The 16,713-nt window shown below is 47.5% G+C and carries 17 protein-coding genes; 2 read left to right on the forward strand and 15 right to left on the reverse strand.

Annotated elements, in window-relative coordinates:
• Nucleotides 1-188: 188 nt before the first annotated feature.
• The 3 genes from MHI14_RS19180 to MHI14_RS19190 all read right to left on the reverse strand — a co-directional run bounded on the left by MHI14_RS19180 (nt 189) and on the right by MHI14_RS19190 (nt 1,821).
• Nucleotides 189-686: a metallophosphoesterase family protein gene (locus MHI14_RS19180; RefSeq protein ID WP_341131051.1), complete on the reverse strand. Its 498-nt coding sequence runs from the start codon at nt 684-686 to the stop codon at nt 189-191.
• A 256-nt stretch (nt 687-942) separates the two neighbouring features.
• The gene (locus MHI14_RS19185; protein WP_091031743.1) at nt 943-1,377 is read right to left on the reverse strand and encodes an Rrf2 family transcriptional regulator; all 435 of its coding nucleotides are present in this window, start codon (nt 1,375-1,377) and stop codon (nt 943-945) included.
• A gap of 66 nt (nt 1,378-1,443) precedes the next feature.
• Entirely contained in the window at nt 1,444-1,821 is a 378-nt protein-coding gene (locus MHI14_RS19190) for a DivIVA domain-containing protein (protein WP_017689054.1), read from the reverse strand.
• A 198-nt stretch (nt 1,822-2,019) separates the two neighbouring features.
• Between MHI14_RS19190 and MHI14_RS19195 the strand changes: the two genes are divergently transcribed.
• Complete coding sequence (locus MHI14_RS19195; RefSeq protein WP_341131052.1) at nt 2,020-2,586, forward strand: TraR/DksA C4-type zinc finger protein; 567 nt, start codon at nt 2,020-2,022, stop codon at nt 2,584-2,586.
• Nucleotides 2,587-2,777: 191 nt separating this feature from the next.
• On the opposite strand, the gene MHI14_RS19200 is transcribed toward MHI14_RS19195, so the two are convergent.
• The 7 genes from MHI14_RS19200 to MHI14_RS19230 all read right to left on the reverse strand — a co-directional run bounded on the left by MHI14_RS19200 (nt 2,778) and on the right by MHI14_RS19230 (nt 9,115).
• Nucleotides 2,778-3,470: an ArsR/SmtB family transcription factor gene (locus MHI14_RS19200; protein WP_341131053.1), complete on the reverse strand. Its 693-nt coding sequence runs from the start codon at nt 3,468-3,470 to the stop codon at nt 2,778-2,780.
• Between the two features lie 133 nt (nt 3,471-3,603).
• Entirely contained in the window at nt 3,604-4,893 is a 1,290-nt protein-coding gene (locus MHI14_RS19205) for an MFS transporter (protein WP_341131054.1), read from the reverse strand.
• Between the two features lie 261 nt (nt 4,894-5,154).
• Nucleotides 5,155-5,430 carry a barstar family protein gene (locus MHI14_RS19210; RefSeq protein WP_091031752.1) on the reverse strand — a complete coding sequence of 92 codons (276 nt, stop codon included), beginning with the start codon at nt 5,428-5,430 and terminating at the stop codon, nt 5,155-5,157.
• Nucleotides 5,431-5,444: 14 nt separating this feature from the next.
• A complete protein-coding gene (locus MHI14_RS19215) occupies nt 5,445-5,885 on the reverse strand; it encodes a ribonuclease (RefSeq protein WP_249911056.1) in 441 nt (146 codons plus the stop codon).
• 271 nt (nt 5,886-6,156) lie between these two features.
• Nucleotides 6,157-7,164, reverse strand: coding sequence for a Gfo/Idh/MocA family protein (locus MHI14_RS19220; protein WP_017689060.1), 1,008 nt, complete (start codon nt 7,162-7,164; stop codon nt 6,157-6,159).
• 2 nt (nt 7,165-7,166) lie between these two features.
• Entirely contained in the window at nt 7,167-7,541 is a 375-nt protein-coding gene (locus MHI14_RS19225; RefSeq protein WP_036609188.1) for a helix-turn-helix transcriptional regulator, read from the reverse strand.
• A gap of 425 nt (nt 7,542-7,966) precedes the next feature.
• Nucleotides 7,967-9,115, reverse strand: a complete 1,149-nt coding sequence (locus MHI14_RS19230) for an acyltransferase (RefSeq protein ID WP_341131055.1) — start codon at nt 9,113-9,115, stop codon at nt 7,967-7,969.
• A 72-nt stretch (nt 9,116-9,187) separates the two neighbouring features.
• Here MHI14_RS19230 and MHI14_RS19235 point away from each other — a divergent pair, with 72 nt between their 5' ends.
• A complete protein-coding gene (locus MHI14_RS19235) occupies nt 9,188-9,580 on the forward strand; it encodes a YidH family protein (protein ID WP_240767978.1) in 393 nt (130 codons plus the stop codon).
• Nucleotides 9,581-9,752: 172 nt separating this feature from the next.
• Here MHI14_RS19235 and MHI14_RS19240 read toward each other — a convergent pair whose 3' ends face one another.
• From MHI14_RS19240 to MHI14_RS19260, 5 genes are all read right to left on the reverse strand, one after another.
• Nucleotides 9,753-10,358: a general stress protein gene (locus MHI14_RS19240; RefSeq protein WP_133384360.1), complete on the reverse strand. Its 606-nt coding sequence runs from the start codon at nt 10,356-10,358 to the stop codon at nt 9,753-9,755.
• An 873-nt stretch (nt 10,359-11,231) separates the two neighbouring features.
• The gene (hrpB, locus tag MHI14_RS19245) at nt 11,232-13,751 is read right to left on the reverse strand and encodes an ATP-dependent helicase HrpB (protein WP_341131056.1); all 2,520 of its coding nucleotides are present in this window, start codon (nt 13,749-13,751) and stop codon (nt 11,232-11,234) included.
• A gap of 153 nt (nt 13,752-13,904) precedes the next feature.
• Complete coding sequence (locus MHI14_RS19250) at nt 13,905-14,711, reverse strand: SDR family oxidoreductase (RefSeq protein WP_017689067.1); 807 nt, start codon at nt 14,709-14,711, stop codon at nt 13,905-13,907.
• A 183-nt stretch (nt 14,712-14,894) separates the two neighbouring features.
• Entirely contained in the window at nt 14,895-15,737 is an 843-nt protein-coding gene (locus MHI14_RS19255) for a protein phosphatase 2C domain-containing protein (protein ID WP_091031765.1), read from the reverse strand.
• Between the two features lie 10 nt (nt 15,738-15,747).
• A complete protein-coding gene (locus MHI14_RS19260) occupies nt 15,748-16,500 on the reverse strand; it encodes a vWA domain-containing protein (RefSeq protein WP_076330724.1) in 753 nt (250 codons plus the stop codon).
• Between the last annotated feature and the right edge of the window lie 213 nt (nt 16,501-16,713).

Raw genomic sequence — 16,713 nt, forward strand, 5'->3', positions numbered from 1 at the left:
ATGATATGATCAAAAATCAAAAAAGACATCCTTGGAACAGATTTCAATTCTGTTCAAAGATGCCTTGTACAATAATTATATATAGGATGTTTGATGAAAAGGTTCCCTATCAGTTATCCAGTCGCGACTTCAGAAGCTGGGTATTCTGGTACTTGTACTCTTCCGACTTGCAACCAGCGCATATCTCTCTAATCCCGATCAAAGAACACGTGTTCAGCCTGTATTTTCCCCTGATCTATAGTCATGATGCCAAATGAGTATTGCTTCTGAAAACGCCGATCCGTAGGCGACCCCGGATTAAATACCAGTGTGTTGTCCACGGTATGCATCACCGGGATATGTGAGTGTCCGTAGATCACAGCATCCACATGCTGGCCTGCAAAGGTATGAATTGCATTCTGCTCCGTACCCTTTGATCCCAGATGACCGTGCACAAGTCCCAGACGAAGTCCTTCCACTTCAACAATACGGGAATACCCCAGTTTTTCAGCGATTTCGGACGGGTCCGTATTACCCGCTACCCCTTCAACAGGTGCATACTCGCTAAGCAATGGATATACGCCCCAATCCGACCAGTCACCAGCATGAAGAATGAGATCGGCAGTCGGCAGTACCTCAAGGAGCCTAGCCGGTAATTTCTGTGATTTACGTGAACAATGCGTGTCAGAGATTACTACAATTTTCATATAACAACCCACCTTTCCTTTAAGAGGTCGTTCAAAAAGTTCGCTTTTGATTACGAAGGATGCCTAATCGCATCGCAGCATCGAATATGGAATTCAGCCGAAATAAGCATATGCTTACGAAGGTTGTTTCCTACGGAAACATTGTAGTTGCTCACGTAGTTTCCTACGCTCCGCTACTCCATTTCTAGCTTCATCCCATCTTCTCGGTACTGAAAACCACCCTTTTTGAACATGCACTTTAAGTCTTTATTGCAATCTATTCTGTCTGTGATGGAACAGCTTGCATCTGGGAACTGGAACGTTCCATATCTTCGAGTGTAATGGATGCAAAGAACTGCTCTACCTTCTCCTCGGCAACCTGATACAGATTGGTCAGCAAGCTGTCAATATGCAAGCCCACTTCACAATCCGGGTTACAATTGCCGTGAATCGGGAACAATGGGCCTTCGTCCTTGGCAGCCTGATAGATCATGGCTAATGTGATTTCACTTGATGGCTTCGCTAAGTAGAAGCCTCTTGTTCCAGGAGAGGAGTTCACCAATCCTGCCTTTTTCAGCCCGCCCAGAATACGTCTGACGACGACAGGGTTGGTATTCACGCTACCTGCAATATGTGCAGACGTGATTCGTTCAGGCGCGCTGAGTGACAATAACAACAAACAATGCACACTGACCGAAAAATGAGTACTCATGATTAACCACCTTTATTTGATATAATCCAAGACATGCTGACCTTATTCAGAGAACAGATCCTTCTTTTATTCAGAAAACAGATCCTTTTCAGGACGTGCTCTGATCTTGAGCTGTCGCACACTGTATTCCAGTTGTTTCACAATATCATCCAGCTGTTTGCGATCAATCTTGGTCGGATCTTCCACCGGTTTCGCGGACGACTTGAGATCACGGATCGTTAACTGCTGTTCTTGCCATTTGTCCATCAGATCTGCAATATTGGCATAGAAACGTTCGTAATCTTTGATGACCAGATCAAGATAAGCATCTACCTCATCCGGATCATAACCACGAAGTTTATAATTAAATTGTTTTTCATGAATCGATAACGCATCTAGCTGCACACCCAATTGTTTGAACAATTGTCTCTGTTTATCCAATCTTCGTTTCATATGTTCATCCATATTGACAACCTCCATTATAAGCCAAGCCGTGGTTCTATTTCCTGCATAGAACATACGGCATTTTCTCTCTCTATTTTTTATAACACATAATCCGTCAGATATAAAATGATACAGCCCTATTCCTTACGAAATGATTGCTTTTCATCCAATTCGGGTAAAGACTCACTACACCCCACAACGGGAAAGGAGCATGTCCTTATGAGTACATTAACTAAAGATCAACGCCAAGAACTGAAAAACGCCCTTTTGGAGCAACGTGAAAACTTGCAGCGTCATTTTGAATCCAGCATGGAAGACGGTGCTCCAGTCGAGTCGCTGAAAGATTCAACCGGTGAGCTGTCCTCCTATGATAATCATCCGGCAGATGCCGGTACAGAAACATTTGAACGTAGCCGTGATCTGGCAATTGACGATACATTAACAGACGAATTCAATCAAGTGAACGACGCATTGGAACGTATGGAGCAAGGTACATATGGAACCTGTGTAACGTGCGGAGAAGATATTCCCTTCGAACGACTTGAGGCTATCCCTTATACCGCTTACTGTATTGATGACACGCCTAACCGGGAGATCAGCAACGATCGGCCCGTTGAAGAGGAAGTAATGACCATGCCTCCGAGTGGTGCGGGAGAAGGAAGACAGCAGCGGGCCGGCAAGTTCGACAACGCAGATGCCTGGGAAGCGGTCGAAGAATACGGTACATCCAACTCCCCCGCAACTGCAGCCAAGCGTGTTGTGAAGGACTATGATGAGAACATGTAACTTCGTTATGAACTGAAACGGTAAGCGTCAAAATTGAATTTGATTTCATAGGCTGCTCCACCATTAGCCTTGCTTATCATGCATTAAAAAGCCGCCATTGGGCGGCTTTTTCTAGTTTTCTCCAATACAGTTTCTCACGTTTGCCGTAACTTGCTTTCAGCGATAACGCTGAACCCATGGATATCGTCCTTTTATTCTTTCGATTCATTACCAGATGATGAAGATTCCTGCCGCTTAGACACAGATCGAGACGTTTCCGGAGTTGATTTGCCCTTATTAGACGTAGCTTTCTTTTTCTCTTTTGCATCTGTCTTGGAAGCAGGTATTTTCACTATAGGTTTGGAAAGCGCTGAGAATAACTGAAAGACCTCATGTTCCCCTTGTCGATTCTCTTTTGTTGTATAGGGTTCACAAAGTTTTATGATGTTTTTATACAACTGCTCTACTTCCTCACGAGTTGCATAGAGCGTGATGTCCGAGAGAAACATCCGATCTTCATTTTCCGCCTGATACATGAATCGCTGACGACTTTGTTCAAACATCTCATTTAATAATTTGAGCGTCTCGGACCGAAACACCTGTTTTAATGGAGAGTTTTCCTTGTCTTCATCTTCGTGACGGAGATGAATCTCTCCGGTAAACGGTTCGTAGTATTTTGCGATAATCCCATTAATCTCACGCGTGGAAACGATCGTCAGTAGACCGATTTTCTCCAGCTTTTTTACATGATAGTGAACTTTGGCTGGCACCTCACCCATCTGGTCGGCGATCTCTTTGACCGTGGATGGTCTGCCCTGCTTGTTAAACATATTCATAATCTGTATCCGATACGGATCGGAGTAGATTTTAATTTCTTCAATTGTTGAAAGAACCTTGTGCTCCATCCCTGTATCCTCATTTCCGGGGTACCTGTTGTCCATCGATGTCTCTATTATACCGCTGCGTCAGGACTTCGGTCAAAACGAGCCGGAAATGACTTGATACAGAAAATCGGCTAATGATCACTTCTGAATATCATCACAGAGCACTTCGAAAACTTTTGCTAAATAACAGCATACCTGCTGACATGGCAAGCATAATACCAAAAACGATAAACAGAACAGGCATGGTCAGCCAATCTGCAAGTGCTCCCGAAACCAGACTGCCAAGCGGTGCAACACTCAAGACAAGCATAGTCTGAAGGGCATACACTCTGCCCAGCATCTCCGATGGGGTAACTTCCATAAGATAGGTACCAAGCGGTGTTGTAGCCAGCGGAATCCCCATACCCATCAGTAGACAAAAGGCCGCTGCAACCGGCAGTTGGAAGGAAGTCATATAAGCGGGTAGTGCCGTCATCGCATAACTGAGACCCAACATGACAATACCGCTGATGACCAGCACACTTTTACGATATTTCGCTCCCCTTTGTGTCAACCATACACCGCTAAGTAACATGCCTCCCACCATCAGCCCACTGAGCAGACTTAATCCCCCAGCGCCAGCATGCAGCGTTTCAATGACATAGGGTGTACGGAGAACATTAAACGGCATCAGGCAGAAATTAATGAAGGCAAACAGGATGGAGACGATTAACAATAAGGCATGTTTACGGAGAAAATGAAAAGCTTCTGCCATTTCGGAGAATATACTACTTTTTTCGGATGGAAGAGAATCTATTCCAGTTGATGTCCTATCATTATTGTTAGCAGATGTTAAGGTTTCAGGATAGCCCACTCGGCTCATAATTAAAGCACTTAGCGCAAACAACCCCGCATCAATCAAGATCGTCCAGGCAATGCCTATTGTAGCAATAAGGGCACCAGCCACTGCGAGTCCTGCGAGTTCGGCCACTCTGGTTACGGAAGAGGACATGGCATTACCCGAAAGTAGCATCGATTGGGGAAGCAATCGGGGAATACTGGACACTTCCGCAGGAGTAGTGAAGCATTCCAGCAAAGAATTCAGAATTGTAATGACAAACAGATGCCAGACTTCAAGTTGGCCCAATCCAAACAGCAGAGCTGTAATACCCACAAACAACCCGCGACCGGTATTCGTAATCACAATCACTTTTTTGGGAGACATGCGATCAACCAAAGCCCCGGCGAACAGACCCAGAAGGATATTTGGCAAAAAATTCACCGCCAGCAATGTACCCATCAGCACTTTCGAACCGGTTAGAATGTACACCATCCAACTGTAGGCAATCGAGTCAATCGAATCACCAAATCTGGATACAACTTTACTAAGCATAAATTGCATGTACGGTCTGATTCGTATTAACTCACCCATACCTTGCTTGCCAACTGCTATGTTATCGTTCATGACTTTCCACTCCCTAACGTTAAAATATTTTTCATGTTAATTTTATTTTAACGTAAGTTATGCAGAAATCAATACCTTCGTGAAAATAATTTTAACGTTAAGTAAGTAAAGTAAAATCTCGCTCTACTTTCAGATGATTCGTAATCAACACAAAGACTTTTTGAACAACCTTTTCGAACAACCTCCTATAACACAAAAAAACAGACCACATGTGGTCTGCTCGGCTGGACGGATTATATTTGAACTGCCTTTATTTGCTGCCTACTTCTCAACACGCAATTGAAATCCAGCCTGTTCAGCCTGTACCTCCAACATCAAATCACGTACCCGGCCTGCTTCATTCCCCAGTCGTTCTTCGCTAATTCGGTAGTTGGTCCATCTTAGCTCTAGTGGAAGTTCAACCGTACCCGTCAGGCAATCCCATAGAGCGTCGAGATTACCCCCATAAAAATCCGGCAGCTTCAACTTATCCTTTAATTGCTGATGAAGTTCAGCGCTACTAGCAAAATCTTCTCCATCCAGAATCACGGTGTTCATGGCTGCTCCTTCCTCTACTTCATGCGTGTAAATGATGCATAGTGATCTGTCGTTTTGTAGATGAGTCCATCATTGGAGTACACAATCCGATCCGAATTACGGAAGCCGGAAGTATAGTTAATATCCGCTTCGCGCCATATACGTCCACTTGCTGAAGGCAGAAGCCCCTCCCGATTGCCAAATACGTCTCCGCCGATACTTTTCCCAGGAGCCACTACTGCCAAGTTTCCTTGTGAAGCTACCCAGCCGAGTCCTGTTGCTTGTGATTTGGTAATAAAGTTACATGGCAACGTTCCGTTTGCACTCAAATAATTTGCTACACCCGTAAACGTATTGATGATGGTACATGTTGCAGCAGATGCCTTCTGCTGTCCGACTGGAGTGAACTGTGAACCTGTGAGGAAAACAAACGTTAACAACAATGCCAGTAATGCGGTGGATATCAACTTTTTCATCAATCCGGCCTCCCGATCCTTCAAAGTAGATGAACGTTGTCACGATATGCATCCTGCAAGCTGTAACTTTTCTAGTTGTGCGTTCTGCTAGATTATAGTAAACGAGTCATCTCATGACTATTTATATCACATCAATTTGGTAGAAATATAAAATTCAGACGATTAAATTGTAAAATATTATAATTGTAACATTTTAAGACAGAAAAAAAAGACTCTCATCCCTGAAGATGGAGTCTGTATTTACTAGTATGTTTAAACTGACTTGACCTATCTAATCGATCAGTTGCACACGTTGACGAGTTCGAGCCGATTCCAGGCACGCATCAATCACGCGCATGTTTTGAATGGTATTTTCCGGACTGAAAGGTAGGGCAGCTCCATCAAGCACAGCCGTTGCAAACGTCTCCACCTGAAGCACATAGGAATTCGACACCGACACACGCTCCTCACGGCTAACCGAATCGGTGTGCACAATAATCTGAGGTGGAATATCACTGTTCTCCCAGCCAAACACCTTTGGCAGTTCAATCCGCCCTTCCGTCCCGAGAATCTCCATCTCCGCTCGTCCTGAAGCCCACATGCCACAGTCAAAAGTTAAAGCTACCGAATTCGGAAATTCTACCAGTCCCGACGCCATCATATCCACGCCATCATGCTCGTCCGAGAATAGAGCGTGTACGGTCACCGCTTCCGGTTCCTGTCCCAGATACATCCGTGCTGCCGAGATCGGATACACGCCAAGATCGAATAATGATCCGCCGCCCATCTCTCTTTTGAACCTTACATTTTCCTTGTCATCAGCGGTATTACACGTAAAGTTACCATGGATGGCTCTGACGATACCAATCTCCCCACTAGCTATAATCTCTTGCACACGTCTGTGCTTGGGATGATATCGATACATAATCGCTTCTGCAAAAAGAACACCATGCTGCTCACACGCCTCAATCATTTCTGCTGATTCATCTGCATTCAGGGCAGCTGGTTTCTCACACAACACGTGTTTTCCAGCCTGTGCCGCTTTGATGGTCCATTCTTTGTGCATATGGTTAGGCAAAGGAATATAGACGGCTTCAATGTCCGGATCAGCGATGAGCTCTTCATAACTGCCATATGATCTGGCAATGCCGAGTTCTTCGGCAAGGGTTTCCGCCTTTTCTTTGCTGCGGCTGGCAATCGCCAACACCTCACCACGTTCGGACTGCTGGATCGCCGGAATGACTGCATTTTTGGCAATGGTTGACGTACCGAGTACTCCCCACTGTAACTGTCTGTTCATGCTCATCTTCCTTTCGTACCGTAATTGTCCTCTTCTGCCTTGTGTAACATGCCGAGACAACGATCCAAATCCGTTTTGACCTGTTTCTTGTATAACTCAGCTTTCTCCGCACCATCATCCGTGAAATGATATAGAACGATTTCCTGAAAATCGACCTTTGGATCATTACCTTTCAGCTTCTTCGTGCGATAAAATACCCCCTGCTGTACCAATTCATGCAGTGCCCGATATACCTCGCTCTGGGGTGGAACATAACCGTAGTCTTTGAATTCCTGCTTCATCGCCTCCAGCATCTCGTAACCATACCCTCTGTGCTGTTCAACCATCGTAATTAGATACAGCTTGATAAATGCCCGCTGTGCAATCATAAAAGCCACGTTCATTCCCCTCCTGTCAGAACCTATATATCTAGTATTATAAAACTTATGTTCGGGTTCTGCCATCTTTCTCCGCTTGGTCTGCCTTTTATCCATCTTCAAAGAGGGTGAGAAAGAAATCGCCTGAATACGGAATAGCCTGAGAAAGCACGGAAAAAGATTTTCTGTTGTGAATTTTTCATGTATTGAAATTTTAAAATATTTTCAAAAAATTTTGTGTATTCAGGCGCTCAGCGAGTCGTTCGATCGAATTTTAAAATTTTAATCATAAGACTGTGCAGAGGCTGTTACATCTGTACTCCTGAATCCTGTATCCTGCATACCTGAATCCTGTGTAGCCAATCCTGAATTCCTATACCGGCATTGACCCTGTACAATCCTGTACAGTTGTGATTCTGTTATGAATTTTTCATATGTTGATGGATTCATTTGTTGCGGGCAGGCTTGGGGACAGTTCCTACAATCCATTTGCCCCAACTTATGCGCGAGATGAGCCATGTCAGCACACAGGATAATGTAAGAGCGAGCAACCAGGTAATGATCATTCGAACGACAGGGTTCAAGCCCATAGCAACATAGAACAACTCATCCGGAATGTAGCTATACCGCAGCATCAACATATGCATCAGATAACCGCCATACGATACACCACCAATCCATCCCAGCAATCGTGTAGCCCTGAGGTTATGCAGTTTCCCGGCCAGCTGGTACATGACCATAATGGAAGCGATCAGAAAGAGTGCCATATCAGGGCGGATCAAGCTGACTGTGTAGAAAGTAATTTTGATTCCTTCCGGCTTCTGAAACTCCAGCATTAATAAGTAAGTAAACCGCAGACCCAGAACAATAAACACTGTCCAGTATATCCAGCGCAATCGATGAATCCATTCATTCCAATGCTGGACGGATAACCCCGCGGCTGCACCTAGCACAAAATAAATAAAAAAATAGAGGAAATTGCGGTCTGCATACGTTGTAAAAACATCTGTCAGCACCGGGATATTCAGTCGTTCCATGAATTTGGCGATGTTACCTAATTGATCTGCAAGCACCAGATACACCACGCCAGAAATCAATAATGCGATCATACGCCCCTTGGCCTCATATCGGTTATATACATAACGAATTGCACGTAAGAAGAGCGGAAATAACAGATAAAACTGGATCAACATAATGATGTACCAAAAGTGTGAAGTCGTTTTGCCAGTAATCAACTTCAGGCCTAGGTCCGGGATGTCATTCCATCCAAATCCGGTCCAGCCACGCGGTGCAAGTGTAAAATAAATGAGTGACCAAATTAGATAAGGCACGATGACGTCGTTTACTCTTTTTCTCATGAACTGGCCATAATGCAGCTTGTCTCCCGTGTTATAAAACAGCACCATACCTGTTATGAAAATGAATAAAGGAACTGCAAATTTGGAGAGCATCAGCAGTATGGCCAGTAACACACCATCCTCCAGTCTTGTTTCCGGGACCAAAGAGTAATGTGCGATGGAATGCTGAAGAACGACCGCTCCAAAGGCAATTCCCCTTAAGCTCTCTAATTCTGTAATTCGTTCTTTGCGAGGCATACATTCAGCCATCCTTTCTTGGTTTTGCGATAAAAACAAAGTACAATGAAGCCGTATATCTAATGAACGGGGTTGATTCACATATCTTTCACAGACAAAGACGTAACCACTACCGATTCCAAGTATGTCCAACAACATCTGGCCAACGAGCGAACTTTTCTGGCTTGGGTACGCACAGGTATTGCCATGGCGGGCATCGGCTTTCTTGCTGCCGGATTTGGCTTCAATTCCTCGGCATATGATCAACTTGCACATGTTGCGGCGATTATTACCGGTATCACATCTCTGATTGGCGGCATATCCATCATTGTGTATTCGGCAACAGCCTATCATCGGAAGCGTACACAAATCAATGAACAGACGTTTCAGGCATCGACCGGATTAATCCGGTTTCTTACCATGATGCTACTGGTGATTGGACTCGCTTTGGCTGTACTGTTATATGTATTGTTATTCCCTGCTTGACTGGGTAAAAACACCATCGCCATTATTGATGCAGACATGCAACACAGGGACAAAAGCCGGCTTCCCTTAAGGAAACCGGCTAATGACCATCTGGTGGATCATATATGTCATTCCATTTTGCAGATATTAAGTCATTGAGTTCTATTTCATATCGATTAAATTCGCAGCAAAATTACAAAAATGTATTGTTACCCAATCGCGCTGCCTTGGTTTGGGCTTCCAATCTGCGTTCTTCCATATCCAGATCCGGACGTTCGACTGGCACATCTCCGCGATGAGCTGCTTCGGCTCTGTCTCGGTTAAGCTGGCTGTTGCCACTGAACACATCGTACACATCGGAGTCCCGATCCGTAGAATCTACGAGCAGCAGAATTTTACCATTCTGTACATACTCCTCATACTGTTTAGCGTCCTCTTCCGGAATACCAAGACCCACAAGTCCACCCACCAATCCGCCAGCTCCTGCACCTACGGCTGCACCGGTAAATGCTGCTGCGATAGGGCCTGCGGCCAGAATCGGTCCTATACCGGGTATGGCTAATGCACCGATACCTGCGAGCAGACCGGCCACGCCACCAAGTACACCACCTGTTGCTGCACCCGCAGCTACACCCTCAGGGGCTTTTGTACCTGTCTCTTCCCGAATCGCCTTCAGTTCATCCCGATCTTGTGTAACAACGGAGATTTCGTCTGAAGTGAATCCTTGTGCCTTCAAACCCTCGATAGCCTGAGATGCTTCACGTTCTGTATTAAACACACCTACGATTTTCTTTTGCATAATGAATCCCTCCTCATCTGATTGAGTGGTTCGTTATGTTATTACCCGCCTTCGTTTCTTTCAAACGTTTGCAAGTCAATATACTATGTGTTGATAGTAAATAATTGCTGAGGTTCATTCCTTTTTATTCCTCATCAGGTTGCGCCTTCAAACTCAGGCATGTGATACGTTGTCAGGCATACTCTTACGCGGAAGGACGTCGGCGTCCAGATCATCTTAAAGTACAGGCTGGATGATCCTGGCGAATTGTCCAGACAATTTTCTAAGGAACCGAGGACGTCTTATTTAGCCTTCGGGTCTTCATTTAAGTTTGTAAGGAACATGAGACACGTTATTTACCAAAATTACCTGACAAACCCGTTGTAAACGGCTGGTTATTCAAATATAGCGTGTTTCAGATTCCTTAGATTACTACGGGCGCTTCAAATCGCTGAATAAGACGTCACAGGTTCGTTAGCACTCCGCTCCATGGTTCTGCTCCATCTTCAGCTCTAGGCACACGTCCAGTTACGCTTCGGCTTCGGCTTCGGCAGGTTTGAAGATACGCTCTGGGGTGTGCCTTCACACTCGAAGGAAGAAGACTTTGCCGAATTCTCGTTCCATGCCGGAATTTTTCGGCATGCGTGCCGGGGCACCTCAAGGGAAAGTGACGCAGCACGGGACGAAAAGGCAAAGTGACGTAACATGGAGCGAAAAGATAGTAGAAGATGCACGTTAGCGAGTTTGGAGACACGTCCTGGTTCAAGGGTGATTCTTTAAGACAGAGAATGATTCGATCAGCTACAAAACTGACTGTTGTTCAACAATGTCTAACCCTGATAACGCGCCCTTTGGGAACCAAATCGTTGATATTTGAAAAACGAAATAATTCATCTATTTCCCCCGTGGTTTAGCCCGATTTGTGGCAACCGCTTCAAGTGGATTATCCGGCCAGTAATGCTTCGGATAACGACCTTTCAGATCTTTTTTGACGTCAAAGTACGTCTCTCGCCAGAAATTGGCCAAGTCTCGTGTAACCTGTACAGGTCGCTGAGCTGGCGATAACAAGTGGATGGTCAACGGGACTCGCCCACCCGCTATACGCGGTGTCTCCTGTTGTCCAAACATCTCCTGTAATCTTACTGCCAGCGCCGGGTCCTCTGGACGACTGTAGTCCACAGGAATACGTGAGCCACTGGGCACCTGTATATGCGTCGGCGCTTCATCGTCCAGTTGTTGTCGTTGCGTCCAGCTCAATCCACCCAGTAATACATCCTGCATCGACAATCTTTTCAGGTCGGCTGCCGATCGCATGCCTGTCAGATAAGGGGTGAGATGTTCTGCCAGCTCTTCGGTCAGATCATCTTCAATCAGGTCAGGCCACTCAGGTAGATGGAGATGCAGGAACCGTAGCCTGTCCGCAAGTTGTCTGGATGTTTTTGTCCAGGGCAGACAATCCAGCCCTTCCATTCGTATTCCGGTTAATAGTGCTTCCAGCACCTGATCTTCAGGCGGCTGTGCAATACTGCTCTCTTTAATCACAAGGGCTCCAATACGAAGTCTCTTATGTGCGCGCACGCTGCGAGTATTGGAATCCCAAGCCACTTGCACTTCATCGTGCAGCAAGTGCTGACCTGCCTGCAACAAGGTCTGCTCCTGCAACGGCGCAGCCAGCAGGATACGTGCATCTGCGCCCTGGTCGTCTGCCTCGGCTGCGACCAGATACGCTGAACGGCTCAGCGATTCTGTCGCTGCGAGCCGTACGCCGCGGCCGCTGCTCAGCAGATAGCGGCCGTCCTCCCGGCGTTGCCCGATCCGGTCCGGATAGGCGAAGGACAGCAGCAATCCGCAGCTATCCTCATCCGGCTGCACCGGATCGGCCGCCGGGCCGAGCGCCGAGCGCAGCTGGCGGCTCTCCTGGAGCATGCGCCGCACGGCCGCGCCGTCTGCGACAGCTGCTGCCGCTTGCGGCATATTGCTGCTGTCAGCTTTCAGCAGCGCCTCTACGCGCGGGCGGAGGTCCGTGCCCGCGCCTGCACTGCCACTGCTGCGGAGGCCCGCAGGCTCCTGCAGCAGTGCCGCCAGCATGCTGGCGTAGCTGGCCAGCCCAAGCTCCGCTGCGCGGAGCAGCATGCTGGCCAGTCGCGGATGCACGCCAAGCGTGTTCATCCGCCGCCCGAAGGGCGTGATGCGGCCTGTGTCGTCCAGGCCGCCCAGCTGGCGCAGCAGAGCCTGTGCCTGGCCGTAGGCGGCGTCAGGCGGGGTATCCAGCCATTGCAGCTCTGCTGGGGACTGGACACCCCAGACGGCAAGCTCCAGCGCCAGCGGCGCAAGATCCGCGGAAGTGATCTCCGGGCGAGCTGCCTCAGGCAGTCCCCCGTGAACCTCTTCGCTCCATAGCCGGTAACACACTCCTGGGGCAATTCGCCCTGCACGCCCCCGCCGTTGATCGGCTGACGCCTTGGACACCGGCAGGGTGACAAGCCGGCTCATGCCCGTACGCGGCGAGAATGCCGATGCACGGCTCAGCCCCGCATCCACCACAATCTTAACTCCAGCGAGGGTGAGGCTGGATTCCGCAATGGAGGTGGAGAGCACCACCTTGCGCGTGCCCTCAGTAGCCGGGCGTATGGCCTCATCCTGTTGTTCTACCGGCATACTGCCATACAGAGAATGAACTTTCACATGTCCAGGAAGAGATCCATTTGATAACTCCCGCTCTGTACGATGTATCTCTCTAGCCCCTGGAAGGAAAACAAGCACGTCCCCCTCCTGTTCGGCTAATGCCTTAGTCACCGTCTGAGCCGTGAATTGTTCCAGCGGCATAGCTGTTGGTCTCGGCAAATATCGTGTTTCCACCGGAAACGTGCGACCCGGACAGTGAATTGATTTTGTACCTTCGCCAAGCAATGCACAGACGGGAACAGGATCAAGGGTCGCCGACATCACCAGCAATTTCAAATCTGGACGTAACATCGCTCGGGATTCCAAGGCCAGAGCCAGACCCAAATCCCCATGTAGATGCCGCTCATGAAATTCATCGAATATAATCATTGCCGTATCTTCAAGACCCTGGTCCTGCTGCAACATCCGGGTCAATACCCCTTCCGTCACCACTTCAATGCGTGTCCCCTGACTCACCCGGGTATCCATGCGTACACGATATCCTACAGTCTGACCCGCTTTTTCCCCAAGCGTAGCCGCCAGTCTCGACGCAGCCGAACGCGCGGCCAGCCTCCGGGGTTCCAGCATTATGATTTTCCGTCCCGCAACCCACGGTTCTTCCAGCAAAGCCAGCGGTACAACAGTTGTTTTTCCCGCTCCTGGCTCTGCAATTAACACACCTGTATCTTGATCCCGAAATAACTGTCTTAACTCGGGAATAATCTCTTGTATCGGTAACTCTATATGCATATGATCGCTCCTAATGAATGTACCCTACTGCTCTTCAGTATCTCTATTCGAATGTTAGCATTATAACAAAAAAAGCCGTTCCAGAGGAACGACTATCGCAGACACACCCTAAGACACGCCTTAGCAAAAATGAAATTTATCCAGAATGCTCACTTAGCTGAGCAATGATTCTGCACCATCAATCACGATCTCTGCTCCGGTAATATGTCTGGATTCGGACGATGCAAGGAAGCTTACCAGATCGGCAACATGTTCCGGCTGACCCGGCCCGTCCGCAAGCGGTTGCTGTCCTTCCGGGAACTCCATCGGAATAATGATCTGTTGTAGATCATCCGTTTTGACCGTACTTTGATCGATATTTGTCGCAATCGCTCCTGGGCAGATCACGTTCACACGTATCTTGAACTTCGCCAGCTCAAGTGCAGCCATCTTGGCAAAAGCAACCTGTCCTGCCTTGGACGTGCTGTACGCCGACATGCCAAAGCTTGAGAAACGTTGATTGCCATTAATCGAACTCGTGATGATGATACTGCCGCCACCCCGTTTTTTCACGTGAGGCAATGCATATTTAATCGTGAAAAATGTACCATTCAGGTTGGTTGTAATAATCTGCTGCCAATCCTCAACCTGAATCTCCTCAATGGGTGCCGAGACACCGTTAATGCCCGCATTGGCAAAAACAATATCCAAACCGCCGAATAACTCAACTGTTTCCAGTACAGCCTTTTCCACACGTGCCGGGTCGGAAATGTCTACATCAAATGCTCTTGCCGCACCGGGGTGCAGCGCATTAATCTCTGCTTCCGTTTCCGAGATCCGATCATTCACCAGATCAAACAATGCAACATGTGCACCCTCTTTAGCCAGCTTGACCGCAGTGGCTTTCCCAATCCCGGAGCCTGCTCCGGTAATAATCGCAACCTTGCCTTGGAACCGTGACTTGCCGTTATGTTGTGTCATTATCCATTCCACTCCTTCATTTTAGCAATTATGTAAGAATGTACGTTCAAACTCAAAGTCAATTCTTCACAAGATTACCCAAAAAGAGTGTCTTTTAAATCAACACCAGCAAGTTTTTTCACCGTTGATCAACACCAACGTCACAGCAATATCAGGATCGGTCCACAACTTTGTAACTGGCACTCACCATTCCAGCTCAATGAAAGCGGCATCATCTTCAAGACCGCCGGTATGTGTGGCATCCAGCAGTACCTGAATGTGTTCATCTGGGACATAGGCTTGAATGGCATCCAGATCATTTAATCCATCCGTATATAACTGAAGACGTAATGAATCTCCTGCGGATCCTTTCATCTCGTAAATGTGCGGCTTACCACCAACAGGTCCTTCAAGTGTAGACCAACGCTCATTTGTCTTGCAGTGAGTCTGAAATAATTCAGACTGTTCCTGGCCATTACGCCACAGACGAATGCGGGAATCTCCTTGCCACGCAAGCCACACCCGACTTTTGCGACCGCCTCCCGTAAGCTCAATCCGTCCACATACATACATGGCTTGACTGCCCCGACTTCGCTTTTCCATCAACACTTCACGCAGCAGCAAAGGGGAACTTTCCAGTGGCTGTAATTTCTCCAGTTGCTCGGATGCCGGAAGGGTGAGGTCATGAAGAAGACGCTCCACGGCATCCTCCGTCGGATGCTGCGTCGTTTCCAGCCAATCCAGTAAGGCATTCCCCAGAAAACGCGCTGCAAAATCACCCAGATAACTCATGCCTACCCCATCACACAATACAAAATTGCAGACATTTCCTTTCATACGTACCGCAGCAAAGTCCTGTCCTGTATCTCCCTGATGTACCGTCTCAGCCGCTCTGCCATAACCATATCTGCACTTAATTGTGCCCTGATAGCGGGTTAGTGGCTGTTCTCCCGTCTGTACACTCACATAGCGAAAGTTGCCATGCCGTTGCTCGGCATGGCCCCCCTTATCTCCAGCAGACAATGTTGCCAAACGCATCGCTCTCATGATTCCCCTCCTATCTCACAGGCGTAGCAGCGGACATCTGGAACCCGATTGATACCAATTCTGCACATGTACCTGGCAGCATCATGAGTGCACCGGGTGCAAGCAAATAATCAGCTTCAACAAGCATTTCCCGATAACTTTCGGGCAGGACGGATGACATATTCCGCAGCTTCTCTCCATGCTCATCCTGTAGATTCGTTTCCGAAGAGATTCCCTTCCATCTTCTAGGTTCAGCAATTGGTCCTTCCAGCAGATGATCCGATATAAAAATATTCTCCACCAGTACATTGCCGTCAGGTACACTCATGCCCATGATTCTTTTCGCAATGGGCTCAGGATCTTCACCTGTGGCTACCCCATCGGTCATATGGCACACAAGTGGTGCAGGACAATCCTGCATATTCGGAATTTCGGCCTGCAGAATCTTTTCCGCCTGCAGGAAAGCCTTCGCAGAATCTGAAAACCGTTTCGGTGTCAAGTCAGGCAGAGAACCAACGGCAGCGATCTCGTCAATTCCTTTGATACCGTTCAACAAGTCATATACATCATCGCTGTAAGCTAATATGGCTATACGATAGCGAGGTGTCAGACGATTTCCCTTTGTAGAGCGAAACACCATTTGGCGGATCGCGAGAGATAGGGCATCATAGACGACATCAATCCGTCGACGATTTTCCAGAACCATGTTCATGGAGGCGCTAATATCAATTAAATATATAATAAGTGCAGGTGTACGCTGTGATGCTTGAATCGTGTAGTTCATCTAGGGTGAGTCACCTCCATCATTCACATTAATTTACAAGGTTGTTCAAAAAGTCCGCTTTTGATTACGAAGGATGCCTTCAGGCATCATCAGCATCGAATATGAAATTCAGCCGAAATGTCCGTTGCTCACGTAGTTTTCCCTACGCTCCGCTACTCCATTTCTAGCTTCATCCCATCTTCTCGGTACTGAAAACCGTCCTTTTTGAACACG

The sequence above is a fragment of the Paenibacillus sp. FSL K6-2393 genome (assembly GCF_038002545.1).
In the GTDB taxonomy this organism is placed as follows: domain Bacteria; phylum Bacillota; class Bacilli; order Paenibacillales; family Paenibacillaceae; genus Paenibacillus.